18 protein-coding genes are annotated in these 16946 nt (G+C 72.1%); 9 read left to right on the top strand and 9 right to left on the bottom strand.

Annotated elements, in window-relative coordinates; genetic code table 11:
- The first annotated feature begins 26 nt into the window (after nucleotides 1-26).
- The 6 genes from ACFWPT_RS20895 to ACFWPT_RS20870 all read left to right on the top strand — a co-directional run bounded on the left by ACFWPT_RS20895 (nucleotide 27) and on the right by ACFWPT_RS20870 (nucleotide 6248).
- Nucleotides 27-1097: a hypothetical protein gene (locus tag ACFWPT_RS20895; protein ID WP_380483310.1), complete on the top strand. Its 1071-nt coding sequence runs from the start codon at nucleotides 27-29 to the stop codon at nucleotides 1095-1097.
- Entirely contained in the window at nucleotides 1090-2574 is a 1485-nt protein-coding gene (locus tag ACFWPT_RS20890; protein WP_380483308.1) for a hypothetical protein, read from the top strand. Before ACFWPT_RS20895 ends, ACFWPT_RS20890 begins: the two co-directional genes overlap by 8 nt.
- A 187-nt stretch (nucleotides 2575-2761) precedes the next feature.
- Complete coding sequence (locus ACFWPT_RS20885) at nucleotides 2762-3631, top strand: hypothetical protein (protein ID WP_380483306.1); 870 nt, start codon at nucleotides 2762-2764, stop codon at nucleotides 3629-3631.
- Complete coding sequence (locus ACFWPT_RS20880; protein ID WP_380483304.1) at nucleotides 3628-5331, top strand: peptidoglycan-binding protein; 1704 nt, start codon at nucleotides 3628-3630, stop codon at nucleotides 5329-5331. The genes ACFWPT_RS20885 and ACFWPT_RS20880 overlap by 4 nt, the downstream gene beginning before the upstream one ends.
- 77 nt (nucleotides 5332-5408) lie before the next feature.
- Nucleotides 5409-5708: a hypothetical protein gene (locus ACFWPT_RS20875; RefSeq protein WP_380483302.1), complete on the top strand. Its 300-nt coding sequence runs from the start codon at nucleotides 5409-5411 to the stop codon at nucleotides 5706-5708.
- Nucleotides 5709-5753: 45 nt separating this feature from the next.
- On the top strand, nucleotides 5754-6248 hold the full coding sequence (locus ACFWPT_RS20870) for a hypothetical protein (protein WP_380483300.1): 495 nt from the start codon (nucleotides 5754-5756) through the stop codon (nucleotides 6246-6248).
- Nucleotides 6249-6635: 387 nt separating this feature from the next.
- On the opposite strand, the gene ACFWPT_RS20865 is transcribed toward ACFWPT_RS20870, so the two are convergent.
- The 3 genes from ACFWPT_RS20865 to ACFWPT_RS20855 form a co-directional block, all read right to left on the bottom strand.
- Nucleotides 6636-7370, bottom strand: coding sequence for a MucR family transcriptional regulator (locus tag ACFWPT_RS20865; RefSeq protein WP_380483298.1), 735 nt, complete (start codon nucleotides 7368-7370; stop codon nucleotides 6636-6638).
- A 2-nt stretch (nucleotides 7371-7372) separates the two neighbouring features.
- Nucleotides 7373-7789, bottom strand: coding sequence for a hypothetical protein (locus ACFWPT_RS20860; RefSeq protein WP_380483296.1), 417 nt, complete (start codon nucleotides 7787-7789; stop codon nucleotides 7373-7375).
- Nucleotides 7790-8001: 212 nt separating this feature from the next.
- Entirely contained in the window at nucleotides 8002-8850 is an 849-nt protein-coding gene (locus tag ACFWPT_RS20855) for a hypothetical protein (RefSeq protein WP_380483294.1), read from the bottom strand.
- A 379-nt stretch (nucleotides 8851-9229) separates the two neighbouring features.
- Between ACFWPT_RS20855 and tgmA the strand changes: the two genes are divergently transcribed.
- The 3 genes from tgmA to tgmC are packed head-to-tail and all read left to right on the top strand — an operon-like array spanning nucleotide 9230 to nucleotide 11606.
- The gene (tgmA, locus tag ACFWPT_RS20850; protein ID WP_380483292.1) at nucleotides 9230-9499 is read left to right on the top strand and encodes a putative ATP-grasp-modified RiPP; all 270 of its coding nucleotides are present in this window, start codon (nucleotides 9230-9232) and stop codon (nucleotides 9497-9499) included.
- The gene (gene tgmB / locus ACFWPT_RS20845) at nucleotides 9499-10470 is read left to right on the top strand and encodes an ATP-grasp ribosomal peptide maturase (RefSeq protein WP_380483290.1); all 972 of its coding nucleotides are present in this window, start codon (nucleotides 9499-9501) and stop codon (nucleotides 10468-10470) included. Before tgmA ends, tgmB begins: the two co-directional genes overlap by 1 nt.
- Nucleotides 10467-11606 (top strand): ATP-grasp peptide maturase system methyltransferase, encoded by a 1140-nt coding sequence (tgmC, locus tag ACFWPT_RS20840; RefSeq protein WP_380483288.1) that lies wholly within the window; start codon nucleotides 10467-10469, stop codon nucleotides 11604-11606. The genes tgmB and tgmC overlap by 4 nt, the downstream gene beginning before the upstream one ends.
- Before the next feature lie 100 nt (nucleotides 11607-11706).
- On the opposite strand, the gene ACFWPT_RS20835 is transcribed toward tgmC, so the two are convergent.
- The 6 genes from ACFWPT_RS20835 to ACFWPT_RS20810 all read right to left on the bottom strand — a co-directional run bounded on the left by ACFWPT_RS20835 (nucleotide 11707) and on the right by ACFWPT_RS20810 (nucleotide 16704).
- A complete protein-coding gene (locus ACFWPT_RS20835; protein WP_380483286.1) occupies nucleotides 11707-12249 on the bottom strand; it encodes a LuxR C-terminal-related transcriptional regulator in 543 nt (180 codons plus the stop codon).
- A 46-nt stretch (nucleotides 12250-12295) separates the two neighbouring features.
- Nucleotides 12296-13390, bottom strand: a complete 1095-nt coding sequence (locus ACFWPT_RS20830) for a hypothetical protein (protein WP_380483284.1) — start codon at nucleotides 13388-13390, stop codon at nucleotides 12296-12298.
- On the bottom strand, nucleotides 13387-14682 hold the full coding sequence (locus ACFWPT_RS20825) for a tetratricopeptide repeat protein (RefSeq protein ID WP_380483282.1): 1296 nt from the start codon (nucleotides 14680-14682) through the stop codon (nucleotides 13387-13389). The genes ACFWPT_RS20830 and ACFWPT_RS20825 overlap by 4 nt, the downstream gene beginning before the upstream one ends.
- Nucleotides 14679-15185, bottom strand: coding sequence for a hypothetical protein (locus ACFWPT_RS20820; protein WP_380483280.1), 507 nt, complete (start codon nucleotides 15183-15185; stop codon nucleotides 14679-14681). The genes ACFWPT_RS20825 and ACFWPT_RS20820 overlap by 4 nt, the downstream gene beginning before the upstream one ends.
- Nucleotides 15186-15460: 275 nt before the next feature.
- Nucleotides 15461-15853, bottom strand: coding sequence for a hypothetical protein (locus ACFWPT_RS20815; protein ID WP_380483278.1), 393 nt, complete (start codon nucleotides 15851-15853; stop codon nucleotides 15461-15463).
- Complete coding sequence (locus ACFWPT_RS20810; protein WP_380483276.1) at nucleotides 15853-16704, bottom strand: hypothetical protein; 852 nt, start codon at nucleotides 16702-16704, stop codon at nucleotides 15853-15855. Before ACFWPT_RS20810 ends, ACFWPT_RS20815 begins: the two co-directional genes overlap by 1 nt.
- Nucleotides 16705-16946 lie beyond the last annotated feature (242 nt).

Here is a 16946-nt window from a genome sequence, read left to right as displayed (position 1 = left end):
CGGCCGGCAGCAGGCTATGGCGGTACGTGCTGGCCGACGCCCTGACCGACGAGGTTCTGCACCCCGCCCTGCCGCTTCAGGACGTCGAGTTCGGGCCCCAGCTCGACGGGCCCGGCGCCTTCAAGGGCGTTCTGAAGCCGCGGTTCGTGAAGGCCAACCCGGCGCTGTTGGCCAACGGGCCGACCGCGCTCTACCCGGTGCGCGACAACCAGATCCGCGACGGCTACATGATCTGGCGCGTCGAACCCGACGGCGACGTCTTCCACGTCGAGGGCGCCGGCTGGCCCAGCTACCTGCACTACCGCCGCGACCGGCACGGCGACTTCAACGGCCGCGGCCCCTACATCCAGGCCGACCCCTGCCAGATCATCCGCGACGCCTGGGCCTACGCCCAGGAACAGCCCGACGGCGACCTGCGGGTGGTCGTGGACCAGGCCAGCAGCCCCCTCAAAGTCGGCACCAGCGAGCAGCCCCTCACCTACCCGTGGTGGACCAACCCCGTACCCGGCGAGGCCATCGACACCCTCGTCCAGGCCGCCGACCACCCCGAGTACACCCACACCGCCGAAGCCGGGCCCGACGGCCGACCAGTGCGCCGCGTCCGCCTGGCCTACCCCCGCCTCGGCACCCGACGCACCGACGTCAACTTCTCGACCGGCGTCAACATCATCGGAGACCCCAAGGTGGTCTACGACTACGACCACTACGCCAACACCGTCATCGGCCAGGGCGCCGGAGAAGGCCGGGACGCGGTGCGCGCCGTCGACTCCGTGCGCGACGGACGGCTGCTCATGGAGACGGTGCTGTCCCGACCGGACCTCACGGACCCCGTGCTGCTCGCCTCCCTGACCACCTCCGCCCGGATCGCGCGCCAGCAGACCGGCACCATCACCCAGATCACCGTCCGCCCGCATCCCGCCGCCCCGGCCGGGAGCTGGCAGATCGGCGACGACGTGCGTACCACCGTGCACAGCCGATGGGCCGACGTGGACGCGTGGATGCGCATCACCGGCTGGACCGTCCACCCGGACACCGACACCTACGACATCGACCTGGAGCCGTCCGGGTCATTCACCTACGGGAGCACCAGTGGCTGAGAACATCGGCGCCCGCCTGGCCGGGCTGGAGCAGCGGCTGAGCCGCCTGGAGGCCTCGCCCCGCCTCCAGCACAGCAGCATCGAGGGCGGCGCGGTCAACATCTACGACAAGACCGGCTCGCTCAAGGGCATCCTGGGCCAGCAGCTGGACGGCACCACCGGCCTGACCGTCACCAACGGGCCGACGCCTCCGACCCCGGCCGCGCCGACCGTCTCCCCGGCGCTGGCCGGCCTGACGATCGCCTGGACCGGCCAGTGGCAGAACGGCACCACCCCGCTCGACTTCTCCCGCGTCGAGGTCCACATCGGGACGAGCAGCGCCTTCACACCGACCCAGGCGACGATGGTCGGGACGATCGAGACCCCCCAGGGCGGACTTGTGACCGTCCCGCTGGACTACGGCCAGTGGTGGGTGCGGCTGCGGGCACGCACCACCTCCGGCGTCGCCGGACCCGCCACCGCGGCGGCCGCCGGGACACCGCGGCGGGCAGGAGGTGCGGACATCGAGGCCGACGCCATCAACGGACGCACCATCACCGGCGTGACGCTGACCGGTTCCACCGTGCAGACCGCCGCCTCCGGCCGCCGCGTCGTACTGACCCCCACCGACCCGGTCACCGGCAACCCCAACCCGGCGACGGCGCTGTTCTCCGGCGCCGCGGTCGAGAAGGCGCCGGCCCGCCTCACCGCGAGCGTCGTCGGCCAGGACGGACAGCCCCTCACCCCCGCCACCCTGCTGTCCAGCCCGCAACTCACCGACGGCGGCCTGAACTCGGCCAACCTCCAGCTCGGCGCCGGCATACCCGGCACCACCGGCTACGCCGCCCGCGCCGGCTTCTCGCTGGAGGCCCTCGGCGCGCTCGGGCTGAACGGCCAGACCACCATCTACGGCAGCGCCGGAGCGGGGGACAGCGAGGGCTACATCCAGCTGTTCATCCGGGGGAAGGACAAGCCGACCAAGCACGGCATGCTCTACCTCGACCTGGGCAGGTTCGAGGTCGACCTCGCCGACGACTCCCGGCTCAGCTACACCGTTGACGACGGGCTCTTCATCAACTCCCCGATGAAAATCCAAGGCGGGGACCTGACGCTTGGCGGCGGGACGAACTTGGTCATCAGCTCCTACCAGAAGATCACGAACAACGAGGCCTGGACCGACATCACCTTCAACACCCCGTACGACAACGCCAGCGCTGACGGCACCACCTACCGCAAGGTCCAGGTCCGGCGGCAGATCGACGGCACCGTGGCTTTGCGCGGCGTCGCCAAGGTGCCGACGACCTTCACCAACGGCGTGATCGGCACCCTCCCGGCGAACTACGCCCCTCCGGTGGACGAGACCTTCCGCGCTGCGACGTCCGGCTCGGTCGGATCGCTCGTCACCATCCGCAAGGACGGCCGGATCGAGATCACCTCCAGCGGAGCGATCAGCAGCGGGCTGATCTCCTTCTCCCGGCTGGTGTGGGACCTCACCTGACCCGTGAGCAGCAGGAGGGCGGGCGCGACCGCGCCGCCCTCCACCCGCCTTATCATTGATCATGTGCAGGGCGACCCTCCGCCCGCCGCCGCTCATGCGCTCCGCACCACCCCCGAGGGACGCCCCGGCCGCCACGGCCCGGGCCACCGCAATGTCCTGAACGGGCACGGGGGAGAAGCGGACCCGCATGACCACCACCCACGGCGTCGCCGTGCGCCTCTACGACCAGCACCCCGCGCTCGGCCGCCACCAGGTCCTCGACGCGCGCTCCCTGAACTGGCTGCACCCCCACCCGGCGCCCGCACCCAAGGCGGTGCACTGGACAGTCAAGGCCCCGGTCCTCGACCAGCAGCACCTCCTGCAACAGGGCATCCGCACCAGCCGAATCGTCACGGGCACCAGCGACGCGGACGCGCTCAGCAGCTGCACCGCCAACGCCGCCACCGCCGCCCTCTCCTGCATTGCCTCCGCCGAGTACTGCACGGCCGCCGGCCTCGACCTCGAGGACGCGACGGCCGCCGAGGAATGGGCGATCGCCCTGTACTCCGAGGCCACCCGCCAGGACGAGTGGCTGACCCGCCAGTGGCCCGCCGACGACTGCGGCTCCTCCGGCCTCGGCGTCGCCCGCGCCCTGCACGCCCGAGGCCTCATCAACTCTTACGTCCACGCCACCACCGCCGACACCCTGATCGGCCTGCTCCAGCACGGCCCCGTACTGCTCGGCATGCCCTGGTACACCGCCTGGTTCCAGCCGCCGTCGAGCGGCAACCTCGGCGAGACCGCCGGCTGGGAGGCCTCCGGCGTGGCCGGCGGGCACGAGGTGTGTGCCACCGGCATCGAACAGCTCGGCCTCGACGCCCACGGCCGTGTCGATCCCGCGCGCACCGTCCTGAGGGTCCGCAACTCCTGGGGCGCGAGCTGGGGCCTCGACGGCGACTTCCTGCTTCCCCTGACCCTCTACACCGCGCTGCGCCGCGAGATCGACGCGATCCAGCTCCGCCCGCCGCTGCCAGCTGCCCCGCATCTCCTCGACTCCCGTGAAGGGGAACCCCTGTGACCGAGTACCACGCCGCCGTCATCCACCCCGACCAGACCGTCACCTACTGCGGCACCGTCGACCAGGACCACGTCGACCAGGTCCGCGCGATCGCCGCCCTCGACGACTCCCCGCGGGTCCTGCGCGAGCACCCCCGCCAGGCCGGAGCCCTCTTCGTGCTGCGCGAGGACGGCGACCTCGACCAGTACGTCCCGGTCGACGCAGCCCCGTACGAAGTCCGCACCCCCGACACGGGCCCGGCCGCCGCCGCTCTGCCGCGAGGGCTCGGCGGCCCGGCCTACATCGACGGCGCCGTACGGCTGGGCGGCCAGCAGATCGGCGGGGCGATGGACCACCCCGAGTCCGGCCCGCGCATGGTCTGGCACACCACCGAATGCCCCAGCGGCGGCGGCTACTTCGCCTCCATGGGCTCCTACCTCTCCTCCGCCGGGGTAGAGCCGCAGGTGCTCTACGACCCCGCCTCCGACCGGCTCGGCCAGTTCGGGCCGCTCACCCAGTCCGGCCGCGCGCTGCACAACGACGGCGCGCGCCGGACCAACCGCGAGGGCTCGGTGTGCATCCAGGTCGAGGTCGTCGCCCGCGCCGGCCAGCCCTGGACCGACGGCTTCGACCCGGCCGCCAAGCCGAACTACCGCAAGCTCATCGCGGCCGCGCGCGCCCACGGCGTGCCGGACACCTGGCCGGCCGGGCCGCCCGCAGCGTCCCCGTCCGCACCGATGCCCCGGCGCCGCGACATCTGGCAGTCCCAGGGCGGCCACTACGGACACTGCCACGTGCCGGGTAACGACCACTGGGACCCCGGGAACATCGACACGGGCAAGGTGCCCGGCGGCGGTACGGTCTCGCCCACCCCGGTGCCGCCGTCCGATCCGGACGCCTTCCCCGGCGCCGACCAGTTCGGCCCGGGCGCGAACAACGACTTCGTCACCAGGCTCGGTCAGATGCTCGTCGCCCGGGGCGGCGGCCGCTTCTACAGCGAGGGACCCGGACCGCACTGGGGCGACGCCGACACCAACGCCACCCGCGCGTTCCAGGAGGCCCAGGGCTGGACGGACGGGGACGCCGACGGCCTGCCCGGACCCACCACCTGGCAGTACCTCGCCACGGGGCAGGGCAACAACATCCCGGACGCCCCGCAGCCGGCACCGGACCCGAACGCCTACCCGGGCGCCGACCAGTTCGGCCCCGGCGCGAACAACTGGAACGTCACCCGGCTCGGTCAGATGCTCGTTGCCCGGGGCGGTGGCCGCTTCTACAGCGAGGGACCCGGACCGGTGTGGTCGGACTCCGACCGGGCGGCGACCGAGGCGTTCCAGCGGGCCCAGGGCTGGAACGGCGGCGATGCCGACGGCCTGCCCGGACCCACCACCTGGGACTACCTCGTCAACGGACGCGGCAGCGACATCCCCGCCTCGGCTGGCGGCCGCGGCACCCTCGGTGCCTGGCCGGGCAGCCCGCCGGTGCGCTACGGCTACACCGCGAACGACGTCACCCGCCTGCAACTGCGCCTGCGCAGCGCCGTCGGTGCCGACCAGGCGGGCCGGCTGAACCCGAACGGGGCGACCGGCTACTACGGCGAGGAGACTCGGGCCCTGGTGACCTACGCCCTGCGCGGCCACCCCGAGACCTGGGACGCCGGAGCCACGGGCCACGACGGCCTGGTCGGCTCCCGCTCCTGGGCCGTGATCGACCAGCTCTGACCCCCGGTGGCCGGCCGGGCCCGCGCGGCCGGCCACCCACTGCCACCGACCCCCCCCACCACAAGGAGATACACGTCATGAACCTGACCGATGCCCAGCTCTGGGCCGCCATCGTGGCCTTCTTCTCGCCCCTCGCCACCGCCGTGGTCCAGCAGCCGGGATGGTCCAAGCCCGCGCGCACCGTCGTCGCCGCGGTGGTCGCCGCCGCGATCGGCGCTGGCAGCGCCTACTTCAATGGTGAGTTCACCGGCCGCACTGTCCTCTCGACCGTCCTCATCGCCGTCGTCGCCGCCACCACGGCCTACACCGGGCTGTTCAAGCCGCTCGGCGCCACCCCGGCAATCGAGCGCGCCACCCCCTTCGGCTCCGGCCGGTAACTCACACCCGTTCACCACCACCCCTACAGCACGAGGAGCAGCACGATGGACGCTGCCGAGATCATCTCCGGGCTCAGCGGGCTGGGCCTGGGAACGGTCGCGGCAGCGACCCTCAGCTTCCTGGCCCAGCGTAAGACCACCGCCCAGGACGGCTACCAGCGGCTCACCGACGACCTCCAGGAGAAACGCGCAGCCCTCCAGGAGGAACGCCGTGTGCAGCAGGCCGAGTTCCAGACCGAGCGTCTCCGACTGAGCGCCCAGCTCACGGAGGCGCAGCGGCAGTTGTCGGCCGCGTTCGATGAGGCCGCTGCCCTGCGCGAGGAGCGGCACCAGCTCAACCGGCAGCTCGCGGAGACCCGGGCTCAGCTGGCCATGACCCAAACGCAGCTCGCCGAGGCGCAGCAGCAGCTCGCCGAAGCCCGCTCCCAGCTGGTCGCCGCCGGCGCCCAGGTCGCGGCCGCGGTTGAAGCGGCCACTCAGATGCGTGAGCAGATCGTGCAGTTCATGGCACAGGCGGCCGCTGGACCGCAGAGCACCTGACGGAACGCCCGCAGCCTCAGCGCGGCGTGCTACAGCTCAGCCGTAGTCGTCCCGGAGCTCTTGCAGGAGGGGGCGGTGGCGGCTTCTTCGGGGTCCATGCCGGTGTTGATCCGCTGGCGCAATTTCACCTTCGTCACCACGCACTCGGAGCGCGCGGCGATCTGGGCGATCGTCAGGTCATCGCCGAAGGCGCGGTAGGTCGTGGCGGGCCTGCCACGCCGCGCAGGGGTAAGAAGCTTCGAACGGTGACAGGAACCAGGGGGCCCTCCCTTATCTGGGCTTACGCCAGCTTTCCGCAGGTAGAACCCCGTGATCAGCGTGCGGGCACATGAGGCACAGGACAGTCCAAACGTTTCGGTCGAAACGTTTCCAAGTCACCGGTCAGCCTTAGGTCGGGTGTCGCCGCCAGCGTTTGACGGTGCTCGCAGAGACGCCGATCCGCTTCGCCGCAGCTCGGCTCGGCAAGTCTCGGGTGGCCTCGACTGCTGCCAGCATCGACGCGAAGCCCGCTGCCACGGCGACGGCTTCCAGGGCGTTCTTGCGGGCCTGCCGGGCGGCCGAGAGGGTGCGCAGAGCTCCGGCTCTGCGGGCGGCTCGTACTGCGGGGAGGTTGTCGGTGCCCGCGCGGGCGGCGGCCGACCGACGGGCGAGTTCGACGAGCGGGGGCGTCGCGGTCAGCATCGGGTCGAGCAGATCCGGGTCGGCGGCCATCGCGTCGCGGCGGGCCTGCGACAGCGAACTGCGGACGTCCGTTGCCATCAGCGCGGTGCTGGCGGGCAGCGCGTTCTCGGCCCGGTACTCGGCGGCCGACATCTCGTGGACGCGGGCTAGGTGCGGGGCGAGCGAGCGGAAGCGCCGCCCGCACACCAGACAGGTGACCAGGCCGTCGGTGTCGGCGCCGTCCGGCCGGCGCGATCGTGCCTCGGTGGCTGGACGTGCGGCGGCGAGCAGGACGTCCAACTCCCATAGCAGCGCGCGGTCGCGCCTGCGGCAGGCCACCGGTTCGGGCCAGCGGCCGCGCTTCTGCTGCATGACGGCCTTCAGGCTGCCGGGAGCGTAGCCGAGAACGGGTTCGGCCTCCCGCCGGGTGACCAGGCGGGAGGCGGCATCGGGCTGATCCACGGTTAGCGGCGTCCGTCGCGGATCTGGTAGAGACGGGCCCGGCTGAGGTCGGCGGCCTCCTCCAGGTCCTTGACCCTGACCTTCGTGGTCTTCCGGTTGAGCATCGCGGAGCGGATCACCTCGTTGAACTCGCGCTCGGCGTCATCCCGGGCCCGGCGCGCGTCCTCGACGGCCTGGAGGACCACGGCGGCCGGCCCCGTGGCCGACGCCGACCCGTCGTCGGTGTTGAGCTGGTCGGCCAAGACCTCCCACTGGTCATCCAGCGGAAGCCCCTGGTCGTCGGCGTCGACCTGGTCAGCGAGCGCAGCCAGGTCGTCCTTCGTCACCGGAGCCAGGTCGCCTCCCCGGTCGATCACCGCTCCCGGGCTGACCGCCTCCCACAGCTCGCGTACCTGCTCCGCCGTGATCGTGTGCGACATGACCATCTCCAGACTGCTGATGCCACTAGATGTGTAGCGCGCTTGACATTCAGCATGGGTCGTCGCAGTCGAGATGTCAAGCTGGCTACACATTTATTGCTCGGATGCCAGCCTCCCTCATGTGCCCGACGAACCCCCAGATATCCGTCAGGCACGCACCCGTCTGGGCCCCAATCCTCATGTGCCTCACGACTCCCGGGCGCCCCAGATAACTACTGGTCGACGATCTTGCGGAGTTGTTCCATCGTCGGCAGTGGACGTGAACCGCGGCGGCGGGTGGCGTTGATCCTCTCGGCGGCGCGGTCGAGGGCCCGGCGCAGGCCCTGTGGCTGCAGCGGCATCCCGGCCGGTCGCAGCGGGGTGCCGCCTTCGACGCTCGGACGGCCGCCGGTGTGGTTCGGCTGCAATGAGACGAACAGGTAGTCGTGGTGCGGGTGGACATCCTGGTCCGGATGCAGAACCGTCCACGCGGACAGCTCGTGGACCAGGCGCTCGCGGATCGGCAGGTAGCGTTGGAGGGAGGCCACGGTGATGGGGTGCAGTCTGATCGGTCCGGTGAGAACCCGTTCCGGGCCGGGCCGCCGTTGAGGGTTGAGCCGCAGGCGTGCAGCCAGGTACGGCTTGTTCCGGCCGCCGGGCGCCTCGATGGAGATGTCGGTGGTGCGCATCGCGGCGAGTTCGTTGGACCGGCTGCGGGTGTCCAGGACCAGGCCGATCACGAGCAGGATGCGGGCGTGGTCGTTGTCGAGCAGCGGCTTCTCGTTGGCGGTGTCGAGGTAGCGGCGCAGCGCTCTTTCTTCCCGGCTCGTGGTACCTCGCTTGGCAGCCGGGGCGCTTGAACGGTGCTCGAGGTTCAGGGGGCGGCCGGCCAGGGTGGAGAGGGCGTTGAGGCAGCCGACCCGTACCCGGTTGGTGACGGCTGACGTCGCGCCGGTGCCGCCGGGGGCTGTGCGGTAGAGCCCGTCTTCTGCGGCGTCCAGGAACGTTTCCAGGAGGTCCGGGGTGAGCGGGCTGTTGTCGGGGAGGGTGTTCTCTCGGACGGCTTGGTCGAGCTCGTGCATCGCAGTGTTGTACTGGCGGGCTCGTTCTGGGGTGACGTCGTCTCGTTGAAGGAGCGCGGTGTGGGCTCTGCGCAGGTCTTTGACGGTGGGAAGCAGTGCGGGTGTCACGGTCGGTCCTACCTTCCAAGTGGGTCCGATTCGAATGTCACGATATTAACGGGCCCGGTAAACCCGGCTTGACCACGTCAAACGCGACGAACAGGGCAACTGGGTCGGGGGGTGGCGCGGTGGTTCGCGTCGGAACCTCCGGCATGCAGTTTCAGCCGAAGTTGCGGCGCCCCCTGCGCGAAAGCGGGGCTGCCGTTACGGTATGCGTGCTCTCAACTACTTGCTGTGGAATGCCGCCTCTGGCCGGCGGCACCGCGTGGAGGAGGACGGGATGACTGCACCGTGGGGTACCACCCGCATGACGCCCTTTCAGGAGACCAAGCCCGTGCCCCGGCTCACCGTCGTGATCGACCCTGAGACCCAGGTGGCCGTGTACTTCGACGACCAGGGCCGCAGGGTAGAGCTGGGCGCGCACGGGACCAGCACGGACACCAGCGGTCCGACGAGCACCGGCGCTGGTGACGGCAAGAGCGGAAAGCAGAACCAGCCGACGGACGTGGACAGCATCTCCTCGAACGACCAGGACCAGGGCAGCCGCTGATGTCGGAGGAGCGGCAGCGGACTGTCCTGGTCCTCACCGACCCCTACGACGTCACGGCCGACGTGGTGCTGCGTGTCCTGGCCGGACGGGGTGTTCCGGTGGTCCGGGCGGATCCTGGTGTCGATCTCCACGCCGGTGCTGTGCTGTCCGCCCGCTACCTCGCGGGCGGACAGCACAGCACCCTCATCACCCGCACCCGCACGCTCCGCCTCGATCAGGTGCGTTCCGTCTGGTACCGCCGCCCTTCGGCGTACGAGGCGCCGGAGGGGATGGACGGCCAGGACGCGGTCTTCGCCCGCTCACAGGCGTACTGGGGCGTCAGCGGGGTTCTCGCGTCGCTTCCCAGCGCCCACTACGTCAACCACCCGTGGCGCGTGCGCGAGGCCGAACACAAGGCCGCCCAGCTCGCCACGGCGCTGCGGGTGGGTTTTCGGGTGCCGGCGACGGTGATCACGACCAGTGCGCGGGAGGCGCGGGAGTTTTGTGCGGGTCAGGCTGGCGGTGCGGTGTACAAGCCGTTGTGGAACACGCCGTACTGCCGGGAGGACGGGGAGCCGTTGCAGGCGTGGGTGGCCGAGGTGCGGGCGGAGGAGATCACGGATGCCGTCGATGCCTGTCCGCACCTGTTCCAGGCGAAGGTCGACAAGGCCTTCGACGTCCGGCTCACCGCGGTGGGCGGGCGGTTGTTCGCGTCCCGGATCGACAGTCCGGACCTGGACTGGCGGCGGCGCCAGGACCTGATGACCCATACCCCGGTGCCGGTGCCCGGGGACGTCGCCGAGGCGGTGGCCGACTACCTCCGGGCGTTCGGCCTGGTCTTCGGCGCGTTCGACTTCGCCGTCGATCACGACGGCGTCTGGCACTTCCTCGAGTGCAATCCGAACGGCCAGTGGGCCTTCCACCCGGCGGCGATGACCGACGCCATCGCGGAGGCCATCGCCGACGAACTTCAGAGAGGCCGTACCCCGTGAGCAGCCCTTCCGAACTGCGTGCCGCCCTGGCCGACGAACTCACCGACGAGGGCGTTCTCACCGATCCGGGCTGGCGGGCCGCCGTCGCGGCCGTGCCGCGCGAGGCGTTCGTCGATGAGTACTTCCTGCCGGTGCCGGAGAGCGTGCCGACCGCGTACGCGCCGGTCCTGTCCGACGATCCCGGCTTCCTGGCGGCGGTCTACTCGGACGAGACACTGGTGACCCAGCTGGACGGTCATCTGCGGCCGGCCGATGCCGAGGAGCCGGTCACCGGTTCGCCGTCGTCGTCGTCCACGCTGCCCTCCCTGGTCCTGGAGATGTGGCAGCAACTCGGTGTCGAAGACGGCCACCGGGTGCTGGAGGTCGGCACCGGCACCGGCTACTCCACGGCCCTGGGCTCTCACCGCCTCGGGGACGCCCAGGTCGTCAGCGTCGAGGTCGACGAGGGGGTGGCCGCGCGCGCCGCGGCGTCGCTGAAGAGCGCCGGCTTCGCACCCACCCTGATCGTCGGCGACGGCCTGGCCGGGCACAAGGACGGCGGCCCGTACGACCGCCTGATCGCGACCTGCTCGGTGCGTACCCTCCCGCTGCCCTGGCTCTACCAGGTCCGGCCCGGCGGGAAGATCCTGGCCACGTTCTCCGGATGGAGCTTCGCCTTCGGCCAGGCCCTGCTGACCGTCACCGAGCCGGGGTGCGCCAGCGGCCGGTTCCTGCCCGGGTACGTCAGTTTCATGATCGCCCGTCAGCACGACCGGCCCCCACGCGGCAGCCTCACCCTCATGGCCGGGGACGAACGGCCCACCGAGGTCGACCCTGCGACCCTGTCCGACTGGACCGGCAAGTGGGTGGCACAGCTCGCCGCCCCATCCGCCGAGATCCTGGGGGCCGGCGGCCAGCAGATCCTGATGGACGTCGCTACCGGCTCCCACGCCCGTACCACGCCGGACCCCGACGGTGGCTGGACTGTCGTCCAGCGCGGACCCCTGCGACTCTGGGACCAGGTCGAGACCGCCATCCAGCAGTGGCAGCGCCACGGTGCCCCGCACCAGGACCGCTTCGGCATCACCATCGACGGCGCCGGCCAACGTGTCTGGCTCGGCACCGAGGACGGCCCCACCTGGAACCTCCCCGTCTAACCCGGTTGCTCCTTGTCCGACCCGGCGTCTACTCCAGGCGCAGCGGCCACATAGCTGGTGTGCCGGTTCGGCTGTGCGGGTCGGGTCCCCGACGGGGGTGTCATTGCTTCGTGCAGCGGCAGGGGTGGTGTGTGGGCAGTTTGTTCAGGGCGTGCATCAGGTAGACGGCGTGTGCCCCGTTCTGTGCGCCGATTCTGGTGTAGAGCTGGTGCAGGTGGGATTTCACGGTCATGTCGCTGAGGAACAGCTCTCGTGCGATTGCCTTGTAGGACAGACCGCTCGCCAGCAGTTCGACGGACTGCCGGCAGCGCGGGGGGAGCCGGTCCTTGGGCGGCTGGATGGTGTCCGGCACGCTGAGGAGCCGGGTCCGGCAGCCGGTGTCGACGATGTTGGCGCGTCCCAAGGCGGTCAGCGCGCTCTGGAGGTCGCTGACCGCCTCGGCGCCCCGGTCGGTGTCGCGGCGCTCGGAGTGCCCCTGACCGATGGCCGTGCGGAGGGTGCGGCCGATCTTCAGGTTGGATGCCCCCAGCGCCATCATGCGGAGAACTTCCTGCTGGATCTTGGTGATGGTGGCGTAGGTGCCGCATTGCGGGCAGGGCTTGCCGTGGACGGCTCCGGTGGTGCCTCTAGCGATCATGATCATGTGATGGTCTCCGTCCTCGGCAGGGTCTGTTGTGGGGCGGTGCGGTTCAGGTGGTACGGGGTTGGCGGTGCCAGTACCGGTCCTCGTGGGGGATCGGCGCTCGGACGGGGCGTTTCTGGGCGGGGTCGGGGACGGGTAGTGCGGCGCGGGCCTGGTCGCGGGCGGCGGTGAGCTCCTGCCAGCCGTCCATGAGCCGACGGCGCCCCTTCTCCAGCTCGGCTTCGCCGCGCTGGAGGTCTTCCTGGCCCCGCTTCAGGGCGACGTAGGCCTGGTGGAGCTCGTGGGCGCGGTAGCGCAGGTTTGCGACGTCCTCGGCGGCGGTCTGTGCCTGGTGGCGTAGGGCGTCGAGGCCGGCGGTCATCGCGTTGGTCGCGGTGGTGGCGGCGTTGGTCTGGCGGCGTAGTGCCTCTGTTTCGTGGAGGGCCTGTTGCGCGTCGTGTTGCGCGAGGCCGAGTTCGGCCAGGCTGCCGTTGAACTTGCTGACGGTGCTAGCGAGTTGTGCGCGGGCCCGGCGGTTTTCGGCACGCAAGCGGGCTGCCAGGGAGGTGTCGGCGGCCCAGTGCAGTGCCGCGTTGCGAGCGTCCTGCAGGTTGTCCGGGTGCTGCTCGCGGGCGTGGCGTGCTGCGGTGCAGGCGGGGGTGGGGCAGGGGTGGGTGCGGGCCAGTTCGCCCAGGCTGTAGAGCATGGTGAGGGCGGCGCACAGGTTCGGCACGCCGAGCATCTGGCGGATGTCGCGTTGGGTGCGGAACACCACGTCGCGCTTGAAGCCGCCGACCTCGCTGGTCTCGTCGGCGCTCAGGCCCTCGGCGTGCGCGGACGCCACCAGGACCTGGCGGGAGGTCAGTCGGCCGGGGTGGCGGTGGGGCACGAGCAGGGGGACGAGTCCGGCCCGGACGCCGATCGCGGCGAGGTGGCTGGCGGTGCGGGCGCCGGTCCTGCCGCGCAGACGGGCGAGGTCTTTTTGGACGGTCGTACGGCCGAGGCCGAGGCGTTTGCCGACCTGTCGGACCTCGTCCCCGGTGGCGGTCAGCACGAGCACGTCGTGCTCGCGCTGTGTCAGGACGATCCGGTCTCCGCAGGTCTGGCAGGGGTCGCCGTGCACCGATTCGTCGGTTGGGAGGGAGAGGGCGCCGATGTTCACGTGTGCACTCCGGACAGGCGGGCCAGGGCGGCGCTCACGCGGAGGTGGTCGTGGGGACTGCGGTCGCGGTAGAGGTCGAGTGCCTGGCGGTACAGGACGGCGGCACGGCCGGCCTGTCCGCGCTCCTCGAACGCCTCGGCGCTCCAGGTCAGGATCCGGGCCTGCCACAGGGCGCCCTGGGCGGCGAAGTCCGTGAGCGCGGACGTGAACAGCGGCGTCGCCTCGTCGTAGCGGCCGGCCTGGACCAGTACGCGGCCCCGCCAGGCCCGGGCGCGTGTCGCGTTGTAGAGGTCTCCCTCGGCCGTCAGGTCCCGTTCGGCGGCGCGCAGTTTCTCCACGACGTCGGCCGGTGGGGCCTCCCGGTCGAGGTCGGTGACGGCGAGCGTCAGCAGGGTGAGCGCGGCGTCGCGGCGCCGCCCGAGGGCGGTGCGGCCGCGCAGTGCCTCCAGCAGGTAGGTGCGGGCGAGGTCGGGGGCACCGGCCGGGTGGAGTGTGACACCGAGGTCGTGTTGGTGCTGCGCGATTCCGGGCTGGTCGTCGTCGGCGCGGGCCAGGGCCAGGGCCTCGTGGCCGTTCTCCAGCGCGACGGTGAAGCGGCGCAGGCCGCGCAGTGCGGTGGCGCGGGCGCTGAGCAGTTCGCGGCGCAGCAGTCGTTGGGCGGCGGTGGTGGGTTGGTCGAGGATGGTGAGGGCCAGGGTGTGGTCGTGGACCCAGGTGGTGTAGTTGCGTTCGCGCAGGTAGTGGGGCCAGAAGGCGTGGACGAGGTGGGGTACCGCTGCGCGGTGGTGGACGGTGGCGAGGGGGAGGGCGGCGGTCAGGTGGCGGCCGCGGTTGGTGAGGAAGGTGAGGGCCTGGTCGGCGCTGGTGAGACCGAGGCGGTGCGGTGGCGGGCAGGTGATGGGTGGTTCGATCGGGCGGCGGTGGGGGTCGGTCAGGCGGCAGGCGCTGACGGCTTCGGCGAGCAGCCAGTCCAGGGCGCGCTTGATCAGGCGTCCCCGTGTGTCCTGGTTGTCGATGCTGGTGGCCACGTGGCTCGCGTGGCGGCGGACGGTGGTAGTGGCGAACCGGTACGGGCCGTCGGGGCCGTCGGGGGCGGTGAGTAGTTGGCGGTCGGTCAGGCGGGCGAGGAGGTCGAGGGTAGTGGCGGGGTCCAGGCGGGCGGCGGCGCCGGCCATCGCGGTGTCGATCGTGGTGTCGGTGGACGGCAGCAGGCCCAGGACGCGGTAGAGGCGGGTGGCTTTGGTGGTGCCGATGCGCTGGTAGGCCTGGTCGAGGGCGTGGTTCGCGATCACGGGTTCTCCAGCAGGGCGGGGGAGGACGGACGGCCCGGGCGGCCGGGGGGCAGGGAGTCGGCACCGATCAGGCGCAGCGCCGGGAGCCTGCCGCGGTCGCCCTGGTCGGGGGTGAGGTGCAGCAGCGTCCAGTCGCGCCAGATGCCGGCGCGGACGATCAGGCCGTCGTGCCGGGCCTCGATGCCCAGGGTCATCCGGCCGGGTGTCGCCAGCATCGCGGAGTGGAACGTCCCGGCGCCGGGCAGCAAGCGGCGGGCGAGCTGCTCCGGTTCGGGGCCGCCGGGGACGTGGACCTCGGCGCACAGACCGTCGTCGTAGAAGGTGGCGGTCGCGGTGTAGTGGCGCGGGTGGGCGGGGCAGAGGCTCGCGGACAGTGTCGGCACGGTGGTCTCGCCGGCCAGCAGCAGTACCGGGATGCCGGTGCGGGCGACCAGCAGGGCGGCCTGGTCGCCGGGCACCGGTTCGGTGCGGGCGGCCGCGGCGCCGAATTCGGGAGTCAGCATCGTTCCTGCGCAAGGTAGTTGGGGCGTGGGTGGGGACTGCTTGGGCCGGGCCGGTTGGGTGGTGGCCCGGCCCAAGGGGCCTGCTCCGGTGCCTCCGCCGAGTGCGGGACCACGGGCACCCTCAGGAGCAGGCAGGGCCGGAGCGCGGGCCGGGCGGCCCGTGTTCCGGCGGCAGCCGGACGCCGGACCCGGACCTCCCCAGGTCTCTTGGCCGTCCTGCGTCGGCTGTCGTCCGCCGCCCGTCGCGGGGTCGCCGCGGCGCACGGAAGTGCGGGTCAGAGGGGCCAGTGCTCGGCGGGGATGTCCAGGAGCTCGGGCAGGACCGAGAGCTTCATGCACAGCATCCGCAGCTCGGCCAGGATCTCCACCGGGTCGGGGTTCGCGGCGAAGGCGTTGTGCAGGTCGGTGCCGATCTCGTCCAGCGCGTACGTCGCCGGATCCTCCCTGCTCTCGTGCATCAGCCACCACGCGGTGAAGGCGAAGGCCATCGACAGTTCCTCGACCGGCAACGGGGCGCCGTGGTTCCCGGGGTGGCCCTTGGACATCAGGTGGGCCGTGATGAACCGCAGGGCGGACTCCTGCGACAGCATCGGGGTGTTGCCCTCGAATACCGTGCCGGGCATGCGCTGACGCGCGAGCTCGACCAGGTCGCGGGCGTGCAACGGCATCAGCGGTTCCCCGCAGCCAGGACGGTGTGCAGGCGTTCCTGGTCGAGGTGGAGCAGCAGCGGTTGCCGGGGCGCGCCGCCGTCCGCGACGGTGAGCGAGGTGACCGCGGGCAGCAGGGCGGTGCTGACGTGGATCGACCCCGGGTAAGCGCCCCCGTTCGTGCCGGCGGCGGGCGGCGGGGTGACGGGGACGGCGGACAGGCCGCCCTGCGCCAGCACCCGGTCGACCGCGTCCCGCGCGTCCTGCGGCCAGGTGCCGGCGGCCACCACGGGCTCGACGGCGGCGGTCGCGCCCAGCCACCGGGCCTCGGTGTCGGCGCGCTGCGGCGCCCACGGGCACGGGGCGGCCGCCACCACGCGCAGCACCGGCCTGCGCCGGCCCCCGCCCGCCCCGCGCAACCGCACCGGCAGCTGCGCCGCGAACGGCCAGGGCGCGGCAAGGGGGAGTTCGTCCAGACCCGCGACCAGCGGTCCGTCATCGCTGATCACCACGGCCGCGCACCGGTCCCGCGCCTCGGTGAGCTGGGGGTAGATGTGACGGGCCACCGCTTCCAGGAGGCGGTGCACGAGACGGGTGTCCAGACCCCACACCAGGGCCAGGTCCGGATCCTGGTCACGCAGCCAGACCGCGGCCCTCGACAGGTCGGCGCCCTCCAGGTCCCACGCCACCACCACCAGCAGCCGCTCCCGTCCCCCCGGCGACTCGGGGGCCGGCTGCGCCCCCGCCTTCGGGCTGTCGGCGCCGGTCGTCCGCGCGGTGTGACGCCGTGCCGTACGCACCGTGCGGGCCGCCGTCGGCGCCGCCGCGAGTCTCGTCCGGCCGTCGGCGAACGCCGCCGTCCCCGATCCCATCTCCTGGTCCTCGTCTCTTCGTCCTGGTCGAAGGGGTGGCGGTGGGCCCTGCCAGCGCCCGCCAAGGAGCCCACGGGCCCACCGCCTGGCCGCTGTCGGAGCGGCCGTCCATGGGGTGGTGGGGGGGCGGGGCCGCGGGGGGCGCGCCCCGCGACCCGGGGCCCGCCCCCCCCCCCAACCAGCGGGGGCCCCCCGCCGGTTGGTTTGGGGGGGGGCGCCGGGGGGGGGGGGGGGCGCCCCCC

The organism is Kitasatospora sp. NPDC058478 (assembly GCF_042720345.1).
In the GTDB taxonomy this organism is placed as follows: Bacteria; Actinomycetota; Actinomycetes; order Streptomycetales; family Streptomycetaceae; genus Kitasatospora.
This window is presented reverse-complemented; position numbering and strand designations above follow the sequence as displayed.